This window comes from Microvirga arsenatis (assembly GCF_009910705.1).
GTDB classification, from domain to species: domain Bacteria; phylum Pseudomonadota; class Alphaproteobacteria; order Rhizobiales; family Beijerinckiaceae; genus Microvirga; species Microvirga arsenatis.
The window spans coordinates 299,878-322,361 of the sequence record NZ_JAAAXJ010000004.1 but is presented as its reverse complement, the minus strand read 5'-3'; the positions used below and the strand labels follow the sequence as shown (position 1 = coordinate 322,361).

The 22,484-nt window shown below is 67.6% G+C and carries 25 protein-coding genes and 1 tRNA gene; 20 read left to right on the top strand and 6 right to left on the bottom strand.

Annotated features, from left to right (window positions below; all coding sequences use genetic code 11):
- Positions 1–291: 291 nt before the first annotated feature.
- A complete protein-coding gene (locus GR303_RS10370; RefSeq protein WP_161722011.1) occupies positions 292–1,059 on the top strand; it encodes a glutamine amidotransferase in 768 nt (255 codons plus the stop codon).
- Here the strand turns inward: GR303_RS10370 and GR303_RS10365 are convergent.
- Positions 1,056–2,489, bottom strand: a complete 1,434-nt coding sequence (locus GR303_RS10365) for a helix-turn-helix domain-containing protein (RefSeq protein WP_161722012.1) — start codon at positions 2,487–2,489, stop codon at positions 1,056–1,058. The two genes, GR303_RS10370 and GR303_RS10365, sit on opposite strands and share 4 nt — an antisense overlap.
- Positions 2,490–2,729: 240 nt before the next feature.
- Between GR303_RS10365 and GR303_RS10360 the strand changes: the two genes are divergently transcribed.
- The 11 genes from GR303_RS10360 (at position 2,730) to GR303_RS10310 (ending at position 14,802) form a co-directional block, all read left to right on the top strand.
- The gene (locus GR303_RS10360; RefSeq protein ID WP_161722013.1) at positions 2,730–2,939 is read left to right on the top strand and encodes a DUF4170 domain-containing protein; all 210 of its coding nucleotides are present in this window, start codon (positions 2,730–2,732) and stop codon (positions 2,937–2,939) included.
- A gap of 167 nt (positions 2,940–3,106) precedes the next feature.
- The gene (gene osmF / locus GR303_RS10355) at positions 3,107–4,021 is read left to right on the top strand and encodes a glycine betaine ABC transporter substrate-binding protein OsmF (protein ID WP_161722014.1); all 915 of its coding nucleotides are present in this window, start codon (positions 3,107–3,109) and stop codon (positions 4,019–4,021) included.
- A 99-nt stretch (positions 4,022–4,120) separates the two neighbouring features.
- On the top strand, positions 4,121–5,296 hold the full coding sequence (locus tag GR303_RS10350) for an ABC transporter permease (RefSeq protein ID WP_161722015.1): 1,176 nt from the start codon (positions 4,121–4,123) through the stop codon (positions 5,294–5,296).
- Positions 5,283–6,221, top strand: coding sequence for an ABC transporter ATP-binding protein (locus tag GR303_RS10345; RefSeq protein WP_161722016.1), 939 nt, complete (start codon positions 5,283–5,285; stop codon positions 6,219–6,221). The genes GR303_RS10350 and GR303_RS10345 overlap by 14 nt, the downstream gene beginning before the upstream one ends.
- A complete protein-coding gene (locus GR303_RS10340) occupies positions 6,218–6,973 on the top strand; it encodes an ABC transporter permease (RefSeq protein WP_161722017.1) in 756 nt (251 codons plus the stop codon). Before GR303_RS10345 ends, GR303_RS10340 begins: the two co-directional genes overlap by 4 nt.
- A complete protein-coding gene (locus GR303_RS10335) occupies positions 6,970–7,536 on the top strand; it encodes a biliverdin-producing heme oxygenase (protein ID WP_161722018.1) in 567 nt (188 codons plus the stop codon). Before GR303_RS10340 ends, GR303_RS10335 begins: the two co-directional genes overlap by 4 nt.
- Positions 7,533–9,776, top strand: a complete 2,244-nt coding sequence (locus tag GR303_RS10330) for an ATP-binding protein (protein ID WP_161722019.1) — start codon at positions 7,533–7,535, stop codon at positions 9,774–9,776. Before GR303_RS10335 ends, GR303_RS10330 begins: the two co-directional genes overlap by 4 nt.
- Positions 9,777–10,226, top strand: coding sequence for a response regulator (locus tag GR303_RS10325; protein ID WP_161722020.1), 450 nt, complete (start codon positions 9,777–9,779; stop codon positions 10,224–10,226).
- A 7-nt stretch (positions 10,227–10,233) separates the two neighbouring features.
- Positions 10,234–11,283, top strand: a complete 1,050-nt coding sequence (locus tag GR303_RS10320) for a sensor histidine kinase (protein ID WP_161722021.1) — start codon at positions 10,234–10,236, stop codon at positions 11,281–11,283.
- Between the two features lies 1 nt (position 11,284).
- On the top strand, positions 11,285–13,429 hold the full coding sequence (locus GR303_RS10315; protein WP_161722022.1) for a sensor histidine kinase: 2,145 nt from the start codon (positions 11,285–11,287) through the stop codon (positions 13,427–13,429).
- 80 nt (positions 13,430–13,509) lie between these two features.
- A complete protein-coding gene (locus tag GR303_RS10310; protein WP_161722023.1) occupies positions 13,510–14,802 on the top strand; it encodes an amidase in 1,293 nt (430 codons plus the stop codon).
- Positions 14,803–14,818: 16 nt separating this feature from the next.
- Here the strand turns inward: GR303_RS10310 and GR303_RS10305 are convergent, their stop codons facing one another.
- Positions 14,819–15,406: a TetR/AcrR family transcriptional regulator gene (locus GR303_RS10305; protein WP_161722024.1), complete on the bottom strand. Its 588-nt coding sequence runs from the start codon at positions 15,404–15,406 to the stop codon at positions 14,819–14,821.
- A gap of 416 nt (positions 15,407–15,822) precedes the next feature.
- Here GR303_RS10305 and GR303_RS10300 point away from each other — a divergent pair, with 416 nt between their 5' ends.
- From GR303_RS10300 to GR303_RS10290, 3 genes are all read left to right on the top strand, one after another.
- Positions 15,823–16,050: a hypothetical protein gene (locus GR303_RS10300; protein ID WP_161722025.1), complete on the top strand. Its 228-nt coding sequence runs from the start codon at positions 15,823–15,825 to the stop codon at positions 16,048–16,050.
- 161 nt (positions 16,051–16,211) lie between these two features.
- Entirely contained in the window at positions 16,212–16,598 is a 387-nt protein-coding gene (locus tag GR303_RS10295) for a DUF454 family protein (RefSeq protein WP_161722292.1), read from the top strand.
- Between the two features lie 345 nt (positions 16,599–16,943).
- The gene (locus tag GR303_RS10290; RefSeq protein WP_161722026.1) at positions 16,944–17,246 is read left to right on the top strand and encodes a hypothetical protein; all 303 of its coding nucleotides are present in this window, start codon (positions 16,944–16,946) and stop codon (positions 17,244–17,246) included.
- 14 nt (positions 17,247–17,260) lie between these two features.
- Here GR303_RS10290 and GR303_RS10285 read toward each other — a convergent pair whose 3' ends face one another.
- Positions 17,261–17,536: a hypothetical protein gene (locus GR303_RS10285; protein WP_161722027.1), complete on the bottom strand. Its 276-nt coding sequence runs from the start codon at positions 17,534–17,536 to the stop codon at positions 17,261–17,263.
- A gap of 260 nt (positions 17,537–17,796) precedes the next feature.
- On the opposite strand from GR303_RS10285, the gene GR303_RS10280 reads away from it, so the two are divergent.
- Complete coding sequence (locus GR303_RS10280; RefSeq protein WP_161722028.1) at positions 17,797–18,369, top strand: PRC-barrel domain-containing protein; 573 nt, start codon at positions 17,797–17,799, stop codon at positions 18,367–18,369.
- Between the two features lie 142 nt (positions 18,370–18,511).
- Here GR303_RS10280 and GR303_RS10275 read toward each other — a convergent pair whose 3' ends face one another.
- Positions 18,512–19,222 (bottom strand): hypothetical protein, encoded by a 711-nt coding sequence (locus tag GR303_RS10275; RefSeq protein ID WP_161722029.1) that lies wholly within the window; start codon positions 19,220–19,222, stop codon positions 18,512–18,514.
- Positions 19,223–19,578: 356 nt separating this feature from the next.
- On the opposite strand from GR303_RS10275, the gene GR303_RS10270 reads away from it, so the two are divergent.
- Complete coding sequence (locus tag GR303_RS10270) at positions 19,579–19,887, top strand: hypothetical protein (RefSeq protein WP_161722030.1); 309 nt, start codon at positions 19,579–19,581, stop codon at positions 19,885–19,887.
- A gap of 68 nt (positions 19,888–19,955) precedes the next feature.
- Here the strand turns inward: GR303_RS10270 and GR303_RS10265 are convergent.
- Positions 19,956–20,031: transfer RNA gene (locus GR303_RS10265), tRNA-Ala, on the bottom strand.
- Positions 20,032–20,211: 180 nt separating this feature from the next.
- Between GR303_RS10265 and GR303_RS10260 the strand changes: the two genes are divergently transcribed.
- The 3 genes from GR303_RS10260 to folD are packed head-to-tail and all read left to right on the top strand — an operon-like array spanning position 20,212 to position 21,730.
- Positions 20,212–20,502 carry a YggT family protein gene (locus GR303_RS10260; protein ID WP_161722031.1) on the top strand — a complete coding sequence of 97 codons (291 nt, stop codon included), beginning with the start codon at positions 20,212–20,214 and terminating at the stop codon, positions 20,500–20,502.
- Positions 20,503–20,513: 11 nt separating this feature from the next.
- Positions 20,514–20,831 (top strand): DUF167 family protein, encoded by a 318-nt coding sequence (locus GR303_RS10255; protein ID WP_161722032.1) that lies wholly within the window; start codon positions 20,514–20,516, stop codon positions 20,829–20,831.
- Positions 20,828–21,730 (top strand): bifunctional methylenetetrahydrofolate dehydrogenase/methenyltetrahydrofolate cyclohydrolase FolD, encoded by a 903-nt coding sequence (folD, locus tag GR303_RS10250; protein WP_161722033.1) that lies wholly within the window; start codon positions 20,828–20,830, stop codon positions 21,728–21,730. Before GR303_RS10255 ends, folD begins: the two co-directional genes overlap by 4 nt.
- On the opposite strand, the gene GR303_RS10245 is transcribed toward folD, so the two are convergent.
- On the bottom strand, positions 21,731–22,408 hold the full coding sequence (locus GR303_RS10245; protein WP_161722034.1) for a hypothetical protein: 678 nt from the start codon (positions 22,406–22,408) through the stop codon (positions 21,731–21,733).
- Positions 22,409–22,484: the final 76 nt, after the last annotated feature.

Here is a 22,484-nt window from a genome sequence, read left to right as displayed (position 1 = left end):
CGCCTGAGCACAGGACAGTTGCCCTGGATGGTCTGGACGTCAAGCCTCGGGAATCAGACGCTTCTAACATCTTTGCGCTCGCGTGCAAAAGACCGAAGTTCCTGATCTGTGACATTGTTATAATGCCCAGGCGCAGGGCTTCAAACCCCGTCCCGCCGGGGCCGGAGGAGCCGGATTCGGCAGCCCCGGTCGGATCTCCCGCACCCAAAAGCCCGGGGGAGAACCGTCACGCAGCGGCAGGGGTGGTGCGGCCTCTTGCGGAGAACCCGGCCGATCCTGGATAATCGGTTCATGGTTCCGCGTCCTGTCTCCCGCCCCGGGCGGCGATCCAAGCCACCCATCCTCATCGTCCTGCACCAGGAGCACTCCACGCCCGGCCGGGTCGGGCGCCTGCTCGCGGAGCGCGGCTACCCGCTCGACATCCGCCGCCCCCGCTTCGGCGACCCGCTGCCGGAGACCCTCGCGGAGCATGCGGGGGCCGTGATCTTCGGCGGGCCCATGAGCGCCAACGATCCGGACGACTTCATCAGGCAGGAGATCGACTGGATCGGCGTGCCGCTCAAGGAGAACAGGCCCTATCTCGGCCTCTGCCTCGGCGCGCAGATGATGGCCCGGCACCTGGGCGCCCGCGTCTGGTCCCATCCCGAGGGGCGGGCGGAGATCGGCTATTATCCCCTGATTCCGACCCCGGCCGGGGAGGCGCTCAGCCGGGAGTGGGGCGTGCCCTGGCCGGGCCACGTCTATCACTGGCACCGGGAGGGCTTCGACTGCCCCGCGGGCGCCGAGACCCTGGCCACCGGAGACGACTTCCCGACCCAGGCGATCCGGGTGGGCGAGCGGGCCTTCGGGCTGCAGTTCCATCCGGAGGTGACCCACGCCATGCTCTGCCGCTGGACCGTGGTGGCCGAGGAGCGCCTCGCGATGCCCGGTGCGCAGGACCGGGTCCGCCAGCTCGAAGGCCGCTTCCAGCACGACCCGCACGTCTCCCGCTGGCTCGACCGGTTCCTGGATCACTGGCTAGACGAGCCCCAGCGCCGGCAGGCACGGGGTCGCGCCTAGGTCGCGTCGAACTCGAAGGGCGAGACGCCGCGCCGCATCTCGTCCACGATCAGGGCGTGCATGAGGGGCGGGGCGGCGCGCTGCGGGCAGGCGACCCGCCCGCACAGGCGGCAATTGACGCCGATGGGCGTGGCATCCGCCCCCGCCAGGTCGAGCCCGCGCGCATAGACCAGGCGATGGGCGTATTTGAGCTCGCAGCCGAGGCCTACCACGAATTGCGGATCGGGCGTGCCCCAGGGGGTGGAGGCGCGCTTGACCGTTCGGGCCACGGAGAACCAGCGCGAGGAATCGGGCAGCTCCACGATCTGCGTCACCACGTGGCCGGGGGTGCGGAAGGTGGAGTGCAGGTTCCAGAGCGGGCAGGTGCCGCCGAACTGCGAGAAGGGGAAGCGGCCGGAGGAGAAGCGCTTGGATACGTTGCCCGCCGAATCCACCCGCACCAGGAAGAACGGGATGCCCCGCGCGCCCGGGCGGGCCAGCGTCGTGAGCCGGTGCGCCACCTGCTCGAAGCTCGCCCCGAAGCGGGCGCCGAGCACCTCCACGTCGTAGCCCAGGACCTCGGCGGCGGCATGGAACTTCGCATAGGGCATCATCAGGGCGCCGGCGAAGTAATTGCCGAAGGAGACGCGCAGCAGCCGCCGCGCCGGCCCGTCCGCGGGCTCCAGCCGCGCGGCCAGCGCGTCGATGGTCTCGCGCATCTCGGCGAAGGCGAGCTGGTAGGCGGCCTGGAAGGTTCTTCCCGAGGAATCCACCAGCTCGGAGATCAGGAGCTGGCGGCGGTGGGGGTCGTAGCGCCGCAGATTGTCCGACATGACGTCGATGGGCAGCACGCGCACGCGAATGCCGTGCTTCGCGCGCAGCCGCTCGGCGATGGCGAAGAACGGCTCGTGCCCCGTTCCCACGAGGTCCGCGGCCAGGGCCTCGGCGGCCTCGTCCAGCTCCGGAAAATGGTTCTTGGCCTCGTGGATCAGCTCCCGCACCCGGTCGACCGGATTGACCTGCGGCGCGTCCTCGGCCCGGTCGCGGTCGCTCAGGTTCGGCGTCACCGCCTCCCGCGCCCCGCGCATGGCCTGGTAGGCGCGGTAGAGGCGGTTGATGGCATCCACCAGGGAGGGCGCATTCTCGATGGTCTCGCGCAGCTCGAGCCGCGCCACGGGCGTGGAGCGGAACAGGGGGTCGGCGAACACCTCCTCCAGTTCCGCCACCGTGCGCTCGTGGTCGTCGTTGGCGAACTCGCGCGGGTCCAGGGAATAGGCATGGGCGAGGCGGATGAGCACCTGCGCCGTGATGGGGCGCTGGTTGCGCTCCATGAGGTTCAGGTAGCTGGGCGAGAGACCGAGCTCCTCGGCCATGCGGGCCTGGCTCAGGTTGAGGTCCCGCCGCAGGCGCTTCAGGCGGGGGCCGACGAAGAGTTTTCTGCTCTCATCCATCTGTAAATCTTTTTACAAAGTGACTCAGGTGCCCTGGTCGTTGGTTTACAAGGCGACTTTTCTTTAGAAATCAGCCGTTGAAACAAAAGCTTCTTCTGGAATTATATCCATCAGACGCCCTGTCGACGCACCGAGTTTGTGGGTCGGGCGGGTAGGTTGTCAACGGATGTAAACTTAAGGATGAGGCTGGCTGTGCCGAAGGGTCCGGCGGCCCATCGATCTCAAGAGCGGAGAACGGCCATGCATAAGTCACGTTTCTGGGTGGTTGGCGGCGAGTACACCTCCTGCGACTGCGAAACCATCGTCCAGGGCACGGAGCGCGTCGTCGGTCCCTTCGAGAGCCGCACGGAAGCCGAGCGCACCTGGCGCACCCTCTCCGAGGATCACCGGCCGCAGGCCCAGGTCCGCTTCACCATCGCGCAGGAGCCTCCGTCGACCCTGAGCGCCTGAGAGGCCACAGGAGGCGTTCACGGTCGCCCCGCCGGAGGCGCTCCCCTCCGGCGGGCTTTTGCGCACAACATTTTGACCCCTGAAGCCGCGTCATCGCGGCGGTCCCCCTGCCTAAAGGCCTTCGCTGACCTAGAATCCGCCGGGCAAGGTTTCACAAGGGGGTTCCCATGAAGTCCGTCCTCAAGCCGCTCGCCCTCGCCGTCGCCCTCGGGGTTGCGGCCATGGGCGCCGCCCGGGCTGACGTGGTCGTGTCGTCCAAGATCGACACCGAGGGCTCGGTTCTCGGCAACATCATCCTGCTCCTGCTCAATGCCAACGGCATCAAGGCCCAGGACCGCATCCAGCTCGGCGCCTCGCCCGTGGTCCGCAAGGCCATCACGGCCGGCGAGATCGACATCTATCCCGAATACACCGGCAATGCGGGCTTCTTCTTCAACAAGGCGGACGATCCCGTCTGGAAGGATGCCGCCAAGGGCTTCGCCATGGCCAAGAGCCTCGACTACGAGGCCAACAAGATCGTCTGGCTCGATCCGGCGCCGGCCAACAACACCTGGGCCATCGCCCTGCGCAAGGACATCGCCGAGGCGAACAGGCTGAAGACCATGTCGGATTTCGGCCGCTGGATCGCCGGCGGCGGCAAGGCGGTGCTGGCGGCTTCCGCCGAGTTCGTGAACTCGGAGGCGGCCCTCCCGGCCTTCCAGAAGGCCTACGGCTTCAGGATGAAGCCGGAGCAGCTCATCGTGCTCTCCGGCGGCGACACGGCGGCGACCATCAAGGCGGCGGCCGAGCAGACCAGCGGCGCCAATGCCGCCATGGTCTACGGCACCGACGGCGGCATCGCCCCGTCAGGGCTCGTGGTGATGGAGGACGACAAGAGCGTGCAGCCCGTCTATGCCCCGGCTCCCATCGTGCGCGAGGCGGCGCTGAAGGAAAACCCGAAGATCGCCGAGATCCTCAAGCCCGTCTTCGCCTCCCTCGACCTCGCGACCCTGCAGACACTGAACGCGCGCGTTCAGGTGGGCGGCGAGCCGGCGAAGGCGGTGGCGACGGATTACCTGAAGTCCAAGGGCTTCCTGAAGTGAGGGCGCCCTCCAGCAGGACGTGAACCGCCTCCGCAGGCGGGCGCAACGAAGGCCGGACGCTTTGTGACGACGATCTCCTCCCCAACGACCGCCCCCGGCATGGCCTCCTTGCGCGCGAGCCTGTCCCTGGATCGGGTCGGAGCCGTGATCGCCGTGCTCATCGGCGTCGCGCTGACCGCCGCGCCCTTCGTCACCTACCGCGCCAACCGCATCGTGGCCGGCGAGGGGCGGATGCTCGCGGATGCGCTGCCGCCCGCCGGCGTCGCAGCCGTGGTGCTCGCGGCGATCGCCGCTGCGGCCTGCGCGGCGCTGATCCGCCGGCCGGCGATCCGCCTCGCCGCGGCAGCCCTCGGCCTGTGCGCGGTCTTTCCCGCCGTCGGCGTCTCCGCCGGCTTCGTCGCGCCCGCCGGCAACGGCTTCGCGCGCGTGTCGCCCGCTCTCGGGTTCTGGCTGCTTGCGCTCGCCTTCGCGCTGCTTGCCGCCGATGCGCTCATGCGCCTGCGCCTCGGGCCGTGGGTGCGGCTTGCGGCCTTGGCGGCAGCGGGAGCCGCCATCGCGCTTCTCCTCCTGTCCGGAGCCTGGGCCGATCTCTCCCTGATGAAGGAATATGCGGGCCGTGCGGAGAGCTTCTGGCGCGAGGCGCGCCAGCACCTGTGGCTCGCCCTCGGCTCCACCGGAGTCGCGTGCCTCGTCGGCCTGCCGCTCGGCATGCTGGGCCACCGCATTCGGCGGTTGCGAACGGCGCTCCTTCAGGTTCTCAACATCGTCCAGACGATCCCGAGCATCGCGCTGTTCGGCATCCTGATCGCGCCGCTCGGATACCTTGCGGCCCATGTGCCGCTCGCGGCGGCGCTCGGCATCCGCGGCATCGGCGCGGCGCCGGCCTTCGTGGCGCTCTTCCTCTACTCCCTGCTGCCGGTGGTCGCCAACACGATCACGGGGCTCGGCCAGGTTCCGGCGGCGGTCACCGATGCGGCGCGCGGCATGGGGATGAGCGCGCGCCAGCGTCTCGTCGAGGTCGAGCTGCCGCTGGCGCTGCCCGTCATTCTCGCGGGCATCCGCATCGCGCTCGTGCAGAACCTCGGGATGGCCACCATCGCCGCCCTGATCGGAGGAGGGGGCTTCGGCACCTTCGTGTTCCAGGGCATCGGGCAGACGGCCATCGACCTCGTGCTGCTGGGAGCGATCCCCACGGTGGCCCTGTCCTTCGCCGCAGCCATCCTTCTCGATGCCCTCATCGACCTCACGCAACGGGGTGCGCATGATCGAGATTGAGCGCCTCACCAAGCGCTACGGCGCGACCACGGTGGTCGACGACGTGTCCTTCCGCGTCGAGGAGGGAGCGATTGCGGTGGTCGTCGGCACCTCGGGCGCGGGCAAGTCGACCCTGCTGCGCATGATCAACCGCCTCGTCGCGCCGAGCGCGGGCCGCGTTCTCGTTGACGGCGAGGACACGATGGCGATCCCGGAGGACGCGCTGCGCCACCGCATCGGCTATGTGATCCAGGGCTATGGCCTCTTCCCGCACCGCACCGTCGCCGAGAACATCGCCACCGTGCCGCGTCTTCTGGGTTGGGAGAAGCGGCGGATCGCGGCGCGCGTCGAGGAGTTGCTCGACCTCTTCCAGCTCGACCCGGGCGAGTTCGCGCAGAAATTCCCGCACCAGCTCTCCGGCGGCCAGCAGCAGCGCGTGGGCGTCGCGCGGGCGCTCGCGGCAAAGCCCGCGCTGCTGCTCATGGACGAGCCCTTCGGCGCTCTCGACCCCGTCATCCGCAGCCGGGCGCAGGACGATCTGCTCGCCATCCAGCGCCGCCTGCGCACCACCGTGGTGCTGGTGACGCACGACATGAACGAGGCCTTCCACCTGGGCGACCGGATCGCCGTCATGGACCGGGGGCGGCTCCTGCAATATGCGAGCCCGGGCGAGCTGCTCCTGCGTCCGGCGGAAGCCTTCGTGGAGCAGCTCGTCGGCACGGCGGAGCGGCCGTTCCGCCTGCTGTCGCTGACGAAGGTCGGGGAAGCGCTCGAACCCGGCCACGCGGAGGGCGAGCCGATTCTCCTCTCCGCAACCCTGCGCGACGCGCTCTCGCAGCTCGTGTGGCTGGGGCGCGAGGCCCTGCCCGTCGTGGATGCCGCCGGCGCACCGGCAGGGCGGATCAGCATTGCGCAGATCCTGCGGCACGGGAGGGCGCTCCCATGAGCCGCAGGGCCTTCGTCTTGCGCGGTCTCGCGCTCCTCCTGTTCGTGGCCTTCGTCACGGCGCCCCAGCTCTTCGCCTTCGTGTTCGAGCCTCTTGCCGCGAACCGTGCGCCGGCGATCTACAACCAGGGCAGCCTGCTCGCCCTGACCCTGTCGCATCTGCGCACGGTGGCTCTCGCCACTCTGGCGAGCACCGTTCTCGCGGTGGCCCTCGGCATCCTGGTCACCCGGCCCTGGGGGCAGGAGTTCCTGCCGCTGTCGCGCGCCATCGTGAATATCGGTCAGACCTTCCCGCCCGTCGCGGTGCTGGCGATTGCGGTGCCTCTTGTGGGTTTCGGAGAAAAGCCGGCCTTCATCGCGCTCTTTCTCTACGGTCTTCTGCCGATCTTCGAGAACACGCTCACCGGGCTCACCGGCGTGTCGCCGCAGACGCTCGAGGCGGCGAAGGGCATGGGCCTCAATGCGCGCCAGCGCCTGCTGCAGGTGGAGCTGCCGCTGGCGCTTCCGGTGATCCTCGCCGGCATCCGCCTGTCGGTGATCATCAGCCTCGGCACCGCCACCATCGGCTCCACGGTGGCGGCCAAGGGGCTGGGCGAGGTGATCATTGCGGGCCTGCAGTCGAACAACCTCGCCTTCGTGCTGCAGGGCGGCCTCGTGGTTGCGCTGATGGCGGTCCTGATCCATGACGGGCTCGGCCTTGCCGAGCGCATGGCCGCCCGGAAGCCGGGACGTCATGGAGGCGAGGCCGCATGACGCTGCTCGAACGGCTGAAGATCGAGACCCGGGCGGCGCACGACCGCATCGAGGCGGCGATGGACCTCGACCGCCGGATCGCCACCCGGGACCGCTACCGGGAGCTGCTGATCCGATTCTACGGGTTCCACAGGGCCTGGGAGAGCGCCGCCGCGCCCAAGGCGCCGGACCGCGCCTTCTTCGAACGCCGCTGCAAAACCGAGCTCCTGGTCAATGATCTCAAGGCTTTAGGACTAAAATCGGACGAGATCATCCGTTTGCCACAATGCCGGCCTCTCATGCCTCTGCCCGCGCCGGAAGCGGTGCTGGGAAGCATGTATGTGGTCGAGGGCTCGACCCTCGGCGGCGCCATCATCGCGCACGAGGTGGAGCGCCGGCTCGGGATCACCGCGGAAACGGGCTGCGCCTATTTCCGCAGCTACGGACGTGATATCGCTGTCATGTGGAAGTCGTTTGGCGCCATGCTCCTCGAAGCCTCTTCGCCGGGGACCGACGACATCATCGTCGGGTCCGCGCAAAAGACCTTCGACGTGATGCATGACTGGCTGTGCGAGGCTCCATGAACCGGCAAGCGCCGCAAGACATCGATTTGACCGCCTGCGAGCGGGAGCCGATTCACATCCCGGGCAGCATCCAGCCGCACGGGGTGCTGCTGGCGATCCGGCTCTCCGACCGGACGCTGGCCTATGCCAGCGCCAATATCGAGGCCGTGTTCGGTCTTGCTCCGACCGCGGCGCTCGGCCGTTCTTTCGCCGAACTCATGCCCGCTCTCGCCAGGGCGTTCGAAGCACCTCTGGCCGACCTTCCGCCTGCGGGAACCACCCGCACCCTCGGCACCCTGCAGATCGCGACGGCTCAGGGCCCCGCATCCTTCGAGGCCGCGATCTCCCGCTCGGGCGATTGCGCGGTTCTCGAACTCGAGGAGCCGCCCTCGGAGACGGTGCCGGGCCTCGAAGCGATCTATCCCACCCTGCGCCGCTTCGTGGAGCAGCTGCAGGGCGCCTCCACCGTCGACACCCTCTGCCCGCTTGCGGCGCAGGCCATCCGCCACATGACCGGCTTCGACCGCGTGCTGATCTACCGCTTCGACGAGCAGTGGAACGGCACGGTCGTCGCCGAGGACCGCAACGATGCCTTGCCGTCCTACCTCGATCTGCGCTTTCCGGCTTCCGACATTCCGGCCCAGGCGCGGGAACTCTATCGGCGCAACCGGCTGCGCATCATCCCCGACGCCGACTACACGCCGGTTCCGATCCAGTCGCGCGATCCCGCGCCGCTGGACCTGAGCGACTCGGTGCTGCGCAGCGTCTCGCCGGTGCATCTCGAATACATGCGCAACATGGGGACGCTTGCCTCCATGTCGATCTCCATCCTGCGCGACGGCAGGCTCTGGGGCCTGATCTCGTGCCACAGCAAGAGGCCGAAGCGGATCTCGCTCCAGGTGCGCAATGCCTGCGACTTCCTCACCCAGATCTTCTCGCTCCAGCTCGAGGCGCGGGAGAACACCGTTTTGGCCGAGAACCGAGTCCGTCTCGGGCACGTGCAGACGCGGCTTCTCGCCCATATGGCAGCGGAGGACTACTTCATCACCGGTCTCGTGAACCATCCCGAGGACCTGATGCTCCTGGCGGGGGCGCAAGGCGCGGCGGTGCTGACGCAGGACCATTGCTGGTGCCTGGGCAACGCGCCTGGGGAGGACGAGGTCAGGGCCCTGTTAGCATGGCTCTCCAGGCACCATCAGGAGGATGTCTTCGCGACCGACCGCCTGCCCGACCTTTATCCGCCTGCCAGGACCTATGCGGATCGGGCGAGCGGTCTTCTGGCCATCTCCATCTCGAAGGCCCATGCGAGCTATGTGCTCTGGTTCCGCCCCGAGGTGGTGCAGACCGTGAAATGGGGCGGCAATCCGGAAAAGCCGGTGCATGAGGAGGCCGGCTCCGGGAGGCTTCACCCGCGCCGCTCCTTCGAGATCTGGAAGGAGACGGTGCAAGGCCGCTCCCTGCCCTGGGACCGCAGCGAGGTCGAGGCCGTGAAGGAGCTGCGCAATGCCATCGTCGGCATCGTGCTGCGCCGGGCCGAGGAACTGGCGGCGCTCTCCGAGGAGCTGCGCCGCAGCAACAAGGAGCTGGAGGCGTTTTCCTATTCCGTGTCGCACGACCTGCGGGCGCCGTTCCGGCACATCGTGGGCTATTCCGAGCTCCTGAAGAAGCACGAATGGGCCGCGCTCTCGGAGAAGGGCAAGCGCTACATCGACACGATCATCGATTCGGCCTACACGGCGGGAACCCTGGTCGACAATCTCCTGCGCTTCTCGCAGATGGGCCGCACGGCGCTGAAGCCCCGGCAGGTCGACATCGCCGCCCTCGTCGACGAGATCCGGCACAGGCTGGCGCAGGATGCGGCCGGACGGCGCATCGAATGGGCCATCGGCGATCTGCCGCCGGTGGTGGCGGACCCTGCCCTGATCCGCCTCGTCTTCGAGAACCTCATGGACAATGCGGTCAAGTACACCCGGCCGCGCGACATCGCCCGCATCGAGATCGGCTCCGCCCGGGGCGAAGACGAGACGATCTTTTTCGTGCGTGACAATGGCGTCGGGTTCGATATGCGGTATATCGACAAGCTGTTTGGCGTGTTCCAGCGCCTGCACCGGATCGAGGATTTCGAGGGAACCGGGATCGGGCTGGCCAATGTCCGGCGCATCGTGGAGAGACATGGGGGCCGGGCCTGGGCCGAAGGAGCGCCCGAGCGGGGCGCGACCTTCTTCGTCGCCCTGCCCGACGAAAACGAAGGAGCGGCGTGAATGCCGGAATTGAAGCCGATCCTGCTGGTTGAGGACAACCCGAAGGATCTTGAACTGACCCTGGCGGCTCTCGAGCAGAGTCAGCTCGCCAACGAGGTCGTCGTGGTGCGCGACGGCGCCGAGGCCCTCGATTTTCTTTACCGCCGCGGCGCGCACGAGAACCGCAACACCAGCGATCCCGCCGTGGTGCTGCTCGATCTCAAGCTGCCGAAGGTCGACGGGCTCGAGGTGCTGGAGAAGGTCAAGTCGGATCCGCGTCTCAAGCATACGCCCGTCGTCATGCTCACCTCCTCGCGGGAGGAGAGCGACCTCGTGCGCAGCTACGAGCTCGGCGTCAACGCCTTCGTGGTGAAGCCGGTGGGCTTCCGGGAGTTCTTCGATGCGATCCAGGACCTCGGCGTGTTCTGGGCCATCCTCAACGAACCGCCGCCGCGGCGCAACGGCGGGTAGGACACCGATGGAACGGGCCTCCGTCATCTCGCCGGATCGGGTGCTGCGCATCCTCCTGCTGGAGGACAGCGCGCTCGATGCCGAATTGATAACGGAAGCCCTGGCGGCCGCCAGGCTCCCGGCAGCCATCGACCGTGTGGTGACGGCGCCGGAGTTCACGGCCGCCGTCCGGGACCGGCGCTGGGATCTGATCCTGGCCGATTACCGCCTGCCTGCCTTCACCGGCCTGCATGCGCTTGAGATCGCGCAGGATCATGCGCGCGAAACGCCCTTCGTCTTCGTCTCCGGCGCCCTCGGCGAGGAGGTGGCCGTGGAAGCCCTGAAGCGCGGGGCGACGGACTACGTTCTGAAGGACAAGTTGGACCGCCTTCCCGCCGTCGTGCTGCGCGCCATGGCGGAGGCCCGCGAGCGGAGCGAGAGACGGCAGGCCCAGGATGCCCTGCAACGGATGCTCGACGAGCGCACGGCGCTGCTGCACGAGCTCGATCACCGGGTGAAGAACAACCTGCAGCTTCTTCTGTCCCTCATCGGCATCGAGATCCGCCAGGCCGAGGAGGGTCCCGTGCGCGAGGTGCTCGGACGCATGCGGGAGCGCCTGCAGGCGCTCGCCGCCGCCCACCGCGACCTTTATGACGGCAAGGGCGCCGCCCGGTTCGACGCGTCGCGCTTTGCCTGCAGCCTGTGCGAGGAGCTCACGGCCGCCGTTCCGGGCGTGAGGGTCACGGCGGAGCTCGAGATCGACGCCGTGGAGGTCGAGCCCTCCAAGGCGGCGCCGATGGCGCTCCTGTTCAACGAAATCGTGGTCAACGCCCTCACTCATGCCTATCGGGACCGCCACGGCAAGCTGAAGCTCGCCCTGCGCATGCGGGATGGATCCCTCCTGTTCCAGCTCTCCGACGATGCCTTCAGCCCGGAGGAGAAGCAGGCAGCCCAGAACAGCGCCTCCGGCACCATCCTGAAGGCTCTGTCGCGCCAGCTCGGCGCGCACGTGGAATGGCCCTGGGACGATCCGGCGACCCTCGTGCGCGTCGTCATCCCGGTCCGGGACGGGAGCTAGCATGATCGGGTGGGGATCCAGAGCCCGGAGGAGCGTCGAGGCGGCCGAGGGTCCCGCCGGGAAAGCCCGAATCTCGCTGCGCCAGGTTCTGTGGGGGCTGGTGTTCGTGCTGGCCTTGCCGACCATCCTCGTGGCCGCCGGCGGCCTCTATTCCAGCTACCGGGCCGAGCGGGAATCCGTTGACCTGCGCATGCAGGACACGGCCCGCGCGCTCAGCCTGCTGCTGGATCGCGAGATCGACAAATCCGTTCTTGCGCTGCGGATCCTCGCCCAGTCGCCCGTGTTGGCCGAGGGCAATTTCGAGGGCTTCTATCGGCAGGTGAAGGAGGCGGGTCTCGTCCATCCGTCCTGGGTCGCCCTCTTCGAGCCTGGCGGTCGCACGATCTTCAACACGCGCGTGCCCTACGGCGTGCGCCTGCCGGACAGCAACCGCCCGGATGTGCTCCGCAAGGTCCAGGAAACCCGCGCGCCCCATGTCTCTGATCTCTTTGTGGGTTCGCTGACGGGACAGCGCCTCATCACCGTCGACGTGCCGGTCGTGCTGGGCGAGTCCGTCGCGTACATCCTGTCGCTGGCCATCGCGCCCGACATCTTCCAGGCCATTCTCCGCGAGCAGCGGCTCGCCGAGAGCTGGAATGCCGCGGTGCTCGACCGCAGCAACCGGATCGTCGCGCGCTCCCGCGCGCCGGAGCGCTTCATCGGGCAGCCGGCGAGCACCTATGTCCAGGAGGCCCTTGCCTCCGCGCCCGAGGGCATCCTGCAGAGCGTCACGCTGGAGGGAATCCCGGTCCGCACCTATTTCAGCCGGTCGCCGGCCTATGGCTGGTCATTCATCATCAGCATCCCGGATGCGGAGCTGGCGAAGTCGGCCCGACGCTCCCTGCTCTGGCTCGTGAGCCTGCTCGGAGTCGTTCTGGGCGCCCTCGTCCTGGCGGCGGTGCTCTCCCGTTCGATCGCAAGGCCGGTCGACGAACTCGTGGCCGCCGCCCAGGCCCTCGGCCGCGGGGAGGAGGTCTCGGACAGGGCCACCACGCGGGTGCTGGAATTCGACACGATCAAGAAGGCGCTGGGCGAAGCCTCGTCCGAGATCGGCCAGCACGAGCGCGAGCGCGAGGCCGTTCTCGCCCGGATGGCGGACAGCGAGGCGCGCCTGCGCCTCGCGCTCACCGCGGGACATCTCGGCTCGTGGGAGTTCACGCCGTCCACGGGCGCCTTCATCGCCTCGCCGACCTGCCGCGCCAATTTCGGCCGCGGGCCCGACGAGCCCTTCTCCTACGAGGACCTCGTCGCCTCGATCCATCCCGAGGATCGCGCCCTGCAGGCGGAGGCGGTTGCCCAGGCCGCTGCCCTGGGGACGGACCTGAATGTGGAGTACCGCGCTCTCTGGCCGGATGGGAGCGAGCACTGGATCCGGATCAGCGGGCGCAGGCGCATCGCGCCGGACGGGCGGATGTCGATGGTCGGCGTGTCGCAGGAGATCACGGAGCGCAAGCAAGCCGAGGAGCGCCAGGCGCTGCTGCTGCGCGAGCTCAACCACAGGGTCAAGAACACGCTTGCCACCGTGCAGTCGGTGGCCTCGCTCACGAGGCGCTCCGCCGAGAACATGGATCCCGCTGCCTGGAGCGCCTTCATGGACCGCCTGCACGGGATGGCCAAGACCCACGATCTTCTCACCGCCACGCAATGGCAGGGCGCGCTGCTGGAGGACGTGCTGAAGAACGAGCTCGATCCCTATCAGGATGCCATGCGCCAGCGCATTCGTCTGAAGGGCCCGAAGATCAACCTTCAGCCAGGAGCCGTCCTGGCGCTCGGACTCGCCATTCACGAGATGGCGACGAACGCGCTCAAGTACGGCAGCCTCTCGGTGCCGGACGGACGAGTGACCGTGATGTGGGCCGTCACCTCCGGAGACGAGCCGGCCCTGCTCGTGGAGTGGGTCGAGAGCGGCGGCCCGCCGGTGAAGAAGCCGGAACGCCAGGGCTTCGGCACCAAGCTGATCCAGCGCGGCCTCGCGCAGCAACTCGGGGGCGAGATCAAGCTCGACTTCGCGCCGGCCGGCATTCGCTGCGTGATCACCTTCCCCATCACGACCCTGATGACGGACGAGGACGATGCGGACGAAGCCCGGGAGCGCTTCGCTTCTTAAGCGATGGGCGCGATCCTGCTTGACAGGGCAAGCCCCCTCTCGTGCTAACCTCAAGCCTCGATCCTCCATCCGGTGCCCTCATGACGACGACCCGTGACAAGCTCGAAGCGATCCTCTCGCGCCTTAAGGCGCGCGCCGCGGACGAGCGCGTGTTCCTGCGCCTCTACGAGGATGCCGCCCGCGCCGCGGCCGATGCCGCCGATGCCCGCCGACGTGCCGGCATTTCCTTGGGACCGCTCGACGGCGCCATCGTGTCGGTCAAGGATCTCTTCGACGTAGCGGACGAGACGACGCTTGCCGGCTCCATCGCCTTGCGGGACCGGCCTCCGGCCGAGAAGGACGCCACCGTCGTCCGCCGCCTGCGGCAGGCCGGGGCGGTGATCCTCGGCAAGACCAACATGGTCGAGTTCGCCTTCTCGGGTCTGGGCCTCAACCCGCATTACGGCACGCCGGGCAACGCCGCCGACCCGCTGCGGATCCCGGGCGGCTCCTCCTCGGGCGCGGGCGTGTCGGTGGCGGAGGGCACGAGCGAGATCTCCATCGGCAGCGACACGGGCGGGTCGGTGCGCATCCCCGCGGCGCTCAACGGCGTGGTCGGCTTCAAGCCCACCGCACGCCGCGTGCCCCTGGACGGAGCCTTTCCGCTCTCTCCCAGCCTCGATTCCATCGGGCCGCTCGCGCATTCCGTCCAGGACTGCGCCGCTGCGGACGCGGTGATGGCGGGCGAGGAGCCATGGATCCCCCATCCCCATCCGCTGGAAGGATTGCGGATCGGCGTCCCTCAGGGGCGCCTGTTCTCGGAAACTGAGCCGATGGTGGCCGATGCCTTCGAGGCCGCCCTGAGCCGCCTGTCGCAGGCCGGCGCACGAATCGCCGACCACGGCATCGAGGATCTGCTTCAGGCCATGTCCGAGACTACGGTGGCCGCCTCCATCGCCTCCATCGAGGCGTCGGAGGTTCATGCGGACTGGCTGGAAACGAAGGCGGCCGAGATCGACCCGCGGGTGCGCTGGTGGATCGCCCGCAGCGGCACGGTGCCGGCGCCGGCCTATATCCGCATGCTGCGCCGCCGCCAGGCTCTCGTTGCGGCGATGGACGAGCGGCTGTCTCCCGTCGACGTCCTGGCGCTGCCGACGACGGCCGTCTCCGCGCCGCTGACGGCGCCGCTGGAGGCGGACGACAAGCTCTACAACCGGATGGATTGGCTGATCCTGCGCAACACCATGTTCGCCAACCAGTTCGACCTCACCGCCATCTCGATCCCGGTTCCCGGCTGCGAGCGACCGGTCGGGCTGATGCTGGTGGCCCGCAACGGCCACGACCGGCTGCTGCTGGAGATCGCAGCCGGCGTCGGGCGCGCGATCGCCCGCTGACCTGGGCTGCCGCGGTTCAGGAGCTGATCGAGCGGGCGAGGCTCAGGCAGGCGGCAATCCCGGACTCGAGGATCTCGTCGGAGAGCTCCTCATCGTCGACCGCACGCGCGAGCTGGATCATGCCGGTGGTGCCGGCAATGATCGCCATCGCCACGGAGCGACGGGCTTGCGGGGTTGCGCTGGCAGGGAGCAGAGAGGCGAGCATATCGACATGTTCGATGATGCTCTTCGTGAACATCTCGCGCACGGCCGGCGAGTGCCGCGCGATTTCCGGGGCAAGCGCTCCCGCCACGCATCCGGTTTCAGGGTTGTCCCGGTGTTCGGGGCTCAGGTAGGCGCGGATCACCGCCTCGAACTTGTCCTCGTTCGATTCCGCGACGCTCCCGATCCAGGCTTTGACCTGCTCCAAGGCGGCGGCCAGCGCTTCCTCGATCAGAGCGTCCTTCGACGGAAAGTGGCTGTAGAAGCCGCCATGGGTGAGGCCCGCGCTGGCCATGAGGCCCGCCACCCCGCTTGCGCCGACGCCATCCTTGCGCAGCTGCTTCGAAGCAACCTCGACGATGCGCCTATGGGTTGCATCCTTGTGGCCTTTTCCATAGCGCATGGCGTTTCACTCCCGTTAGCGATGGGCGAAGAGGGCAACCAGAGTCGACAATACAATGATCCGTGCAATATAATACCACTTCGCGTTGCATTGTCCAGCGCCTCCTGCAGAGGTGGCGATCCCAACCCTTTCAGGTTTCGAAGGCACGGTCCCAGCGTTCCCAAATCCTTCCCCGGACGACTTAGGGGACCAGGATTGTGTCTTTCACGCGAGCTTACGAAAGGGAAAGGATAGTATTCGCTTCCTCTCGAATCCTCTCGAATGCCCCTTGAATTTCGATGAGCTTTCATATTATGCTTATCATATTAAGCAAGGGGCGGTTGGCACCAGCCGCCGACATTTCGAACGAAAGACCTGAAGGCCAAGCCTCAGGGCCGCTCGCAGCGTTCGCGGGTCCCAGGGCGGAGGAAGCGCCGATGATGAGATTTTTCGAAATTTTCTCCAAAGCGGTCGAGCCCGAGGCTGCGCTTCCCGCCACTCCTCTGCGCAACTGGCGTTGTCAGCTCGGCACCTTCTGGCAGGACATCGAGGAGGCAGGATCCGTCCTGAAGGCCCGACGTCAGCGCTCCCGCATGACGGCTCCGCCCGTACGCGGTGCCACGCATCATTCCGATCAGGCCGCCGACCTCGATACGCGTCGCTGATGCGCAGGTCATCGGCATCCGCATCGCGCTGACTGCCGAACATATCGCAGGCCTCGTCTCGTGGAGCCGGCCTGTTCCGTTTCACTCTCCGCCGGACTTGCGCGGCACCGATGCCGGTGGCAGGCATTATACCCTCTCACGGGAGCCTGCAGGCATTCATGGTGCGTCGCCTCTATCTCTGCCTCGGGTATGGCAGCCTTGCTCTGGGCATCGTCGGGATTTTCCTGCCGGTGCTGCCGACGACGCCGTTCGTGCTGCTGGCGGCATGGTGCTTCGCCCGTTCCAATCCGGCTTTGGCCGAAAGGCTCTACAGCCATCCCCGCTTCGGAGCGCTGCTCACCACATGGCGCGACGAAAGAGCCATCCCGCGCCGCGCCAAGATCCTGGCGCTGGCGATGCTCGCCGTTTCCTATGCGCTCATCCTCTGGCTCTCCGAAAGCCGTCTCGTGCCTGCCCTTCTCGCGGCCGTCATGGGAAGCGTCGCGATCTACATCGCCACCCGGCCGAGCCCGCGGGCGGAGGCGGGCAGCGGGATGCAAGACGGTTAGCGACGCAGAGGCTGCCATCATCCGCGCCGGCCGCGCAGGAGAGGCCGCAGGCTGTCCCGCATTCGGCCAAGGATGCGCCATGCTCCGGCCCAGGTTCAGGTGAAGCTTCGCGCAAAGCCGGAGGAGCGATGCCATGCGAAGTCCCAGCCTGCCCGTCTTCCTCATCGCCTCGGCGGCGCTCCTCGCGCCGCTGCTTTTAGGCCTCGCCTACGCCGTCAGCGCGTTCGCCGCTTCCCTGATGTTCCCCTGATCGATCGAAATCGTCCGCCCCGGCGCAACCCGTCACGTTTGGAACCGCTTCCACGTGCAGGCGTTGGCCTGCCATTGCCAAACGGGATGTTGCCAATGACTAAGACCCTTTTTCTTGCCGCCGTCGCCACGGGCCTTCTGGCCTCCGCCCCAACGATGGCCCAGCCGCAGATCCAGTTCGGGATCGGTCCCGACGGGCGCCCGCAGATCGGGGTCGGGGATCCCGCGGAAGAGCGCCGCGAGCGCTGGCGTCAGCAGCGCGCCTACGAGGCCGGCCGCCGCGATGCCATGCGCGAGGAACGCTACGACGTTTATGAAACCCGCTGCCGGAACATCACGATCCAGGAAGAGGATCGCCGGGGCAGAACGATCACGCGCCGCATCCGCCGCTGCGATTGAGGCTGCAGGCTCCTTCAGCCGCGGGGAGTGGCGGCTCCTGCCGTGAGCCTGGGGAGTTCCTTCGTCATCCACTCGACCATCTGATCGTGGGTCTTCAGATGCTCGGGCATGGGAATGTACGGGCCATGCGATTCGTAGATCGCGATGGGATCCCGGCTCCCGACGATGGGATCGAAATCGTCCTCGATTTCCGGCGTGATGCTTCTGCTGCCGAACCATGTGAGCAGCAGCAGGAGCATGCCGACCGCGCCGGCGAGAACGATCAGCAGGGAGATGGCCAGATCTGCCACGGGGGTTTTCCCTTGCGATGCGACGGAACCTCGTGCCCGCAGGATCAAGGTAGCATCGATCCGCCGGCGATCCAACGCGGCCCGCGCGAAGAGCGCGCTGCCGACCGGCTCGATCGCTGCCGTGTCCGATCCTTCTTTGAGGCGTCGCCGCCGGGGTTTACAATGGCGACCTGAGCCCCTGCGGATGCCGTGTGCGGCTTGGGCTGAGGCTTGGGCTGAGGAATGCGCTGCGATCGATTCTGCTTGAAGAGGAGGCGCGCGTGAGAACCTACTATGTGTTCCGGTCCGAGTCCGAACCCGGACTGCAGGGCTTTGCCGAAAGTCCCGGGGGTGAGGCCTTGCCTGCCGAGCAGGGTCCCTGGACCCTGGCGCAGACCATTGCTCCCGGCGATGCGTGGAATGCTGATGTCAGCCGCGCGGTGGTGGCTGCGGGGATCCTGGAGAACGGCTTTTATCTCTGGGGGCCTGTCAAACGCCCGGCTTCACTGCATCCGGTGATCGAGAGCGACCGCGTCGAGGGCACGGCAGTGTACGATCCGCGCGGAACGCAGATCGGCACGATCAAGCGCCTGCTGATCGAGAAGGTGAGCGGCCGCGTCCTCTACGTGGACGTGACCTTCGGCGGCTTTCTCGGAATCGGCGTGCAGCATCACACGATTCCCTGGGACAAGCTCTCCTACGACACGGAACTGGAGGGCTACCGCACCGATGTGACCGAAGCGCAGGTTCGCGGAGCGCCGGCTTTCTACGGCGACGACCGCGTGTGGCCCGACCGCGCGCGCGAGCAGGAAGTGCGGGACTACTGGCACGAAATGCCGCGCGGGCCGATCTGAGCGCGGGAGGGGCAGCCGGCGCCGGAGAGGGCCTGCAGGAACCGAAGCGCGGCTTTGCCGTTGTCCCCGCGAATCCTTCGTTCCCTCTGGCAACTGACAAGCCTGGCGGTCATCCGTCAGGCTTCTTTGTGCGTATTCTCCGTCAGGCCGCCATGGCGGGAGGTGCGATGGCCGGCGTCATCATCCGCCCGCGGTTGATCAGGGTGGCGACGCAGGTCGCAACGGACAAGGCGGCCCGGTCCGAGCGCCCGGCCTGGAAGCAGGCCACATATTGCCGCATCAATTCGACGGTCACGTAGTGGAACGCCACCTCCGATCCCCGGGCGAGCCGCATGCGCCGGGAGGCAGCGGCGAGCTTGTCGAGATAGTGGGTCTGCTCGGTCCGCGGCTGGTCGAGGAACCGGCTCAAGCCACCGAAGCTGTCCTCGAAATGCCCCCAGAGCAGGGCCAGGTTCCTGGCGGCCTTGTCCTGCTGGTCGGGGCTGAGCGCCTTGAAGTCGGCCAGGAGTTCCCAGATCGGGTCCCGCTTGAGGGCCTCGTCCTCCGCCGTGTCGAAGGGCAGGAAGGGCATGAGCGCCCGCGCCTGGGAGGCGAGGGCAGGGCGGACCTTGTCCCACCCGGCGAAAACCTTGGGAAGCACGATGAGGGCGGTGGCGAGAACCGTCTGATCCAGCGCTCCGCCAACCCGCTTCAGCATCGGGCGCGCCGCCCCGCCGTAGCGTTGAACGATGCGCCAGCGCAGGTGGCACAGCCGGTAGAATCTCTCGATCCCCTCGATGAGGTTGTTCTTCGGCTGATGGTCGACGTCCCAGGGAAAAGCGAAATCGTTTCGGTACTGAGGCGAACTGCTCATTGGGCTGACCATCCGGGCCTGCAAATCACTGTCGATGCAGCCTGGGTGTACATCCGAAATCCAGGCAACTTTGAGGCTTTAAGACCAAAGACCAAGATATTTCGCGGCTGTCCGATAGCAGAACAGGAATATAGGGCGGAGCTTAAACCGCTGGTTTCTAGTTTATAACGTTTTCTGTTCTTGTCTCTGACGTTTCGAGAAGGCCTCATATCCGCCGTCCCGAGCGGTCTTGAAACACGGCAGACCATGCTTACGTCTTCCTCAGACCCCTGATCCGGGCTCCTCTGACGCAGGAAGCGGTGGCGCCTGCGTGATGTCGGATCGTTCCGATCCGGCCGCCGGCACAGAGAATTCTCATGCTCCAGGACATCCTTGCTTCCCTCGTCAGCTTCCTGATCGTCGATCCGCTTCAGGCGGAGATGAGCGAGCGCCTGGCGCAGGTCCGGGCTCCGCAGGCGGTGATCGGGCAGGTGCGCGCCTGCGCGGAAGCCTCGCTCCCCCAATTGGCGGATCGCGCCATGGCCGAACCGGCATGGGTCGTCAGCACCGCTTTCGACATCTGGATCGGCCGAACGGCTCCGGAAGACATCCTCGGCAGCACGACGCCGCAATGCGCGACCGCGCTGAAGGCGGCGAGGGTCTATCTGGAGAGCCGGGGAGCGTAAGTTCGAACTTCCGGACGGCAGGGAGGCAGGCCGCGAGAGTCAGGAATCGTCGGGGTGGTGAAGGGGCTTGGTGGAGCTGAGGGGATTCGAACCCCTGACCTCTGCAGTGCGATTGCAGCGCTCTCCCATCTGAGCTACAGCCCCGGCCGATTCAAAAGACCAAGCGGGGCCCGTTTTAGGCCCCTGTGCTTTGGTCTGTCAATCGGCTGCCGGCAGGCCCACAGCCGCCGGCGGGGGCAGGGGACCGCTCCGGCAAGCGGTTGTGGGTTGTTCGGCTCCGCTTGAAACGCTACATGAGCAGCGCCGATCCCTGACAGGTTTCCCATGCGCGCCCTCCTCAACGTCATTCTGCTGGCCCTGCAGCTCTACACCTATCTCATCATCGCCTCGGCGATCCTGAGCTGGCTGGTGGCCTTCAACGTGGTCAACACCCGCAACGATTTCGTCCGTTCGATCGGGAACTTCCTCGATGCGGTGACCGAGCCGGTCCTCAGGCCGATCCGGAACATCCTGCCCAATCTCGGCGGGGTCGACATCTCGCCGATCATCCTGATCCTGCTGATCATCTTCATCCAGAACCTGATCATCGACTACCTGATGCCCATCGCCTTCTAAGGCGCCATGCCGTGCCCTGGCGCCTCCGCCCCGACGGCCTCGAGGTCCGGGTTCGCGTCACGCCCCGGGGCGGACGGGATGCCATCGACGGGGTCGAGGCCCTCTCGGACGGTACGCCGGTGCTGAAGGTCCGGGTCCGGGCCGCGCCGGAGGACGGGGCGGCGAACGAGGGCGCCCGGCGCCTCCTCGCCAGGGCCCTGAGGCTCCCGGCCTCGGCGGTGCGCCTGGAGGCGGGCGCCGCGGCCCGGCTCAAAACCTTTGCGATTGCGGGCGAGAGCGAGGCGCTGGCCTCCGCCCTTGCTGCCCTGACAGGACGACCAGAGACATGAGCGCTGCGATCATCGACGGAAAAGCCTATGCGGAGGGCCTGCGCGCCCGCATCGCCGGGGCGGTGAAGGCCTTGAGCGAACAGGGCGTGACGCCGGGTCTTGCCGTGGTGATCGTCGGCGAGGATCCGGCGAGCCAGCTCTACGTGAGGAACAAGGCCCGCCAGACCGTCGAGGTCGGCATGCGCTCCTTCGAGCACACGCTCCCGGCCTCGACCAGCGAGGCCGAGCTCCTCGATCTCGTCGCCCGGCTCAATGCCGACCCGGCGGTGGACGGCATCCTGGTGCAGCTGCCCCTGCCGAAGCAGATCGACGCGCAAAAGGTGATCGAAGCCATCGACCCCGCCAAGGACGTGGATGGATTCCACCCCATCAATGCCGGGCGCCTGATGACGGGCGTGCCGGGCCTCGTCTCCTGCACGCCGCTCGGCTGCCTCCTGCTGGCGCAGTCGGTGCGGCGGGATCTTGCCGGGCTCAACGCGGTGGTGGTCGGGCGCTCGAACATCGTCGGCAAGCCCATGACGCAGCTCCTCATTGCCCAGAGCTGCACGGTGACGGTGGCCCATTCGAAAACCCGCGACCTTCGGCAAGTCTGCCGCAGCGCTGACCTTCTCGTCGCAGCGGTCGGGCGGCCGGAGATGGTGCGCGGCGACTGGATCAAGCCTGGCGCCATCGTGATCGATGTGGGGATCAACCGGGTGCCGAACCCCGCCGCCGGCGAGGGCAAGACCAGGGTGGTGGGCGACGTGGCTTATGCGGAAGCGGCCGAAGTCGCTTCCGCCATCACGCCGGTGCCCGGCGGCGTCGGCCCCATGACCATCGCCTGCCTCCTGCGCAACACGCTCGAGGCGGCCTGCCTGCGCCGCGGGCTCGGCATGCCCTCCGTCGATTTCGCCGCCTGATCAGTCGGCCGCGAAGCAGTAGAACAGGCCCGCGCCGCCGGTGCTCCGCAAGGCCTCCTGGCTGCAGCCGCCCCGGGTCGGGTGCGACGTGTTCCAGGACTTGGCCGGAGGCTCCTCGTTGAGGCCCATGCGGTCATGATGCCCGACCATGGCGGCTCCGTCCGGGCCGCTCTTCGTCCAGTTGCCGCAGGTCATGTCCTGGCTGCCCGGAAAGGCGGTGCCGTCTGCTTGGGATCCGGTGAGGATGTCGTGCTGGTTCGGCTGGTCGCCGCGGCCCTTCACGATCTCGCCCTTCTCGGTGAGCGCCGTCTGCTTGGTGAGATTGTTGGTGGGGCCGTGCAGTTCCGCCACGTCTTTCGCGATCACGTCTCCCTTGGCGTTCCGCCACGGCCCGCGGCCGATGCGATCCCGGGCATTCACGGCCGCGGCGCCGCCCATGGCCTGGGTGGACAGATAGGCGCGCCAGACCTTGCCGCGAATGCCGGCGGTCTCGGCCAGCGTCTGGCAGTGCCGGTCCGCGCCCTCCAGCCCGCCGAGATCGGCGCCCCTGCCGGACCCCACGCTGGTCACGAAGAAGCTTGTGTCGGCCGAGGCCGTCTGGGCCTGGGCGATGCCGGAAAAGGCCAGGGTCAGAAGGGCCAGAAGGGCCGCCAGTGATATACCGTCCGTTGCGCGCATGGTTTCCTCCCGAAGGGTTGAGCGCCCCCGCTCAACAGTGACAGGTCTGAGGCGACAATCATCCCCTCCTCACGGC

What these genes read in the sequence shown, in the direction of transcription:
- folD (WP_161722033.1), top strand. Translation starts at nt 20,828, where the DNA reads ATGAGCGCTGCGATCATCGACGGAAAAGCCTATGCGGAGGGCCTGCGC.
- GR303_RS10370 (WP_161722011.1), top strand. Translation starts at nt 292, where the DNA reads ATGGTTCCGCGTCCTGTCTCCCGCCCCGGGCGGCGATCCAAGCCACCC.
- GR303_RS10305 (WP_161722024.1), bottom strand. Translation starts at nt 15,406, where the DNA reads ATGCGCTATGGAAAAGGCCACAAGGATGCAACCCATAGGCGCATCGTC.
- GR303_RS10335 (WP_161722018.1), top strand. Translation starts at nt 6,970, where the DNA reads ATGACGCTGCTCGAACGGCTGAAGATCGAGACCCGGGCGGCGCACGAC.
- GR303_RS10350 (WP_161722015.1), top strand. Translation starts at nt 4,121, where the DNA reads ATGGCCTCCTTGCGCGCGAGCCTGTCCCTGGATCGGGTCGGAGCCGTG.
- GR303_RS10270 (WP_161722030.1), top strand. Translation starts at nt 19,579, where the DNA reads ATGCTCCAGGACATCCTTGCTTCCCTCGTCAGCTTCCTGATCGTCGAT.
- GR303_RS10245 (WP_161722034.1), bottom strand. Translation starts at nt 22,408, where the DNA reads ATGCGCGCAACGGACGGTATATCACTGGCGGCCCTTCTGGCCCTTCTG.
- GR303_RS10340 (WP_161722017.1), top strand. Translation starts at nt 6,218, where the DNA reads ATGAGCCGCAGGGCCTTCGTCTTGCGCGGTCTCGCGCTCCTCCTGTTC.
- GR303_RS10330 (WP_161722019.1), top strand. Translation starts at nt 7,533, where the DNA reads ATGAACCGGCAAGCGCCGCAAGACATCGATTTGACCGCCTGCGAGCGG.
- GR303_RS10315 (WP_161722022.1), top strand. Translation starts at nt 11,285, where the DNA reads ATGATCGGGTGGGGATCCAGAGCCCGGAGGAGCGTCGAGGCGGCCGAG.
- GR303_RS10345 (WP_161722016.1), top strand. Translation starts at nt 5,283, where the DNA reads ATGATCGAGATTGAGCGCCTCACCAAGCGCTACGGCGCGACCACGGTG.
- GR303_RS10320 (WP_161722021.1), top strand. Translation starts at nt 10,234, where the DNA reads ATGGAACGGGCCTCCGTCATCTCGCCGGATCGGGTGCTGCGCATCCTC.
- GR303_RS10300 (WP_161722025.1), top strand. Translation starts at nt 15,823, where the DNA reads ATGATGAGATTTTTCGAAATTTTCTCCAAAGCGGTCGAGCCCGAGGCT.
- GR303_RS10260 (WP_161722031.1), top strand. Translation starts at nt 20,212, where the DNA reads ATGCGCGCCCTCCTCAACGTCATTCTGCTGGCCCTGCAGCTCTACACC.
- GR303_RS10365 (WP_161722012.1), bottom strand. Translation starts at nt 2,489, where the DNA reads ATGGATGAGAGCAGAAAACTCTTCGTCGGCCCCCGCCTGAAGCGCCTG.
- GR303_RS10275 (WP_161722029.1), bottom strand. Translation starts at nt 19,222, where the DNA reads ATGAGCAGTTCGCCTCAGTACCGAAACGATTTCGCTTTTCCCTGGGAC.
- osmF (WP_161722014.1), top strand. Translation starts at nt 3,107, where the DNA reads ATGAAGTCCGTCCTCAAGCCGCTCGCCCTCGCCGTCGCCCTCGGGGTT.
- GR303_RS10325 (WP_161722020.1), top strand. Translation starts at nt 9,777, where the DNA reads ATGCCGGAATTGAAGCCGATCCTGCTGGTTGAGGACAACCCGAAGGAT.
- GR303_RS10360 (WP_161722013.1), top strand. Translation starts at nt 2,730, where the DNA reads ATGCATAAGTCACGTTTCTGGGTGGTTGGCGGCGAGTACACCTCCTGC.
- GR303_RS10310 (WP_161722023.1), top strand. Translation starts at nt 13,510, where the DNA reads ATGACGACGACCCGTGACAAGCTCGAAGCGATCCTCTCGCGCCTTAAG.
- GR303_RS10290 (WP_161722026.1), top strand. Translation starts at nt 16,944, where the DNA reads ATGACTAAGACCCTTTTTCTTGCCGCCGTCGCCACGGGCCTTCTGGCC.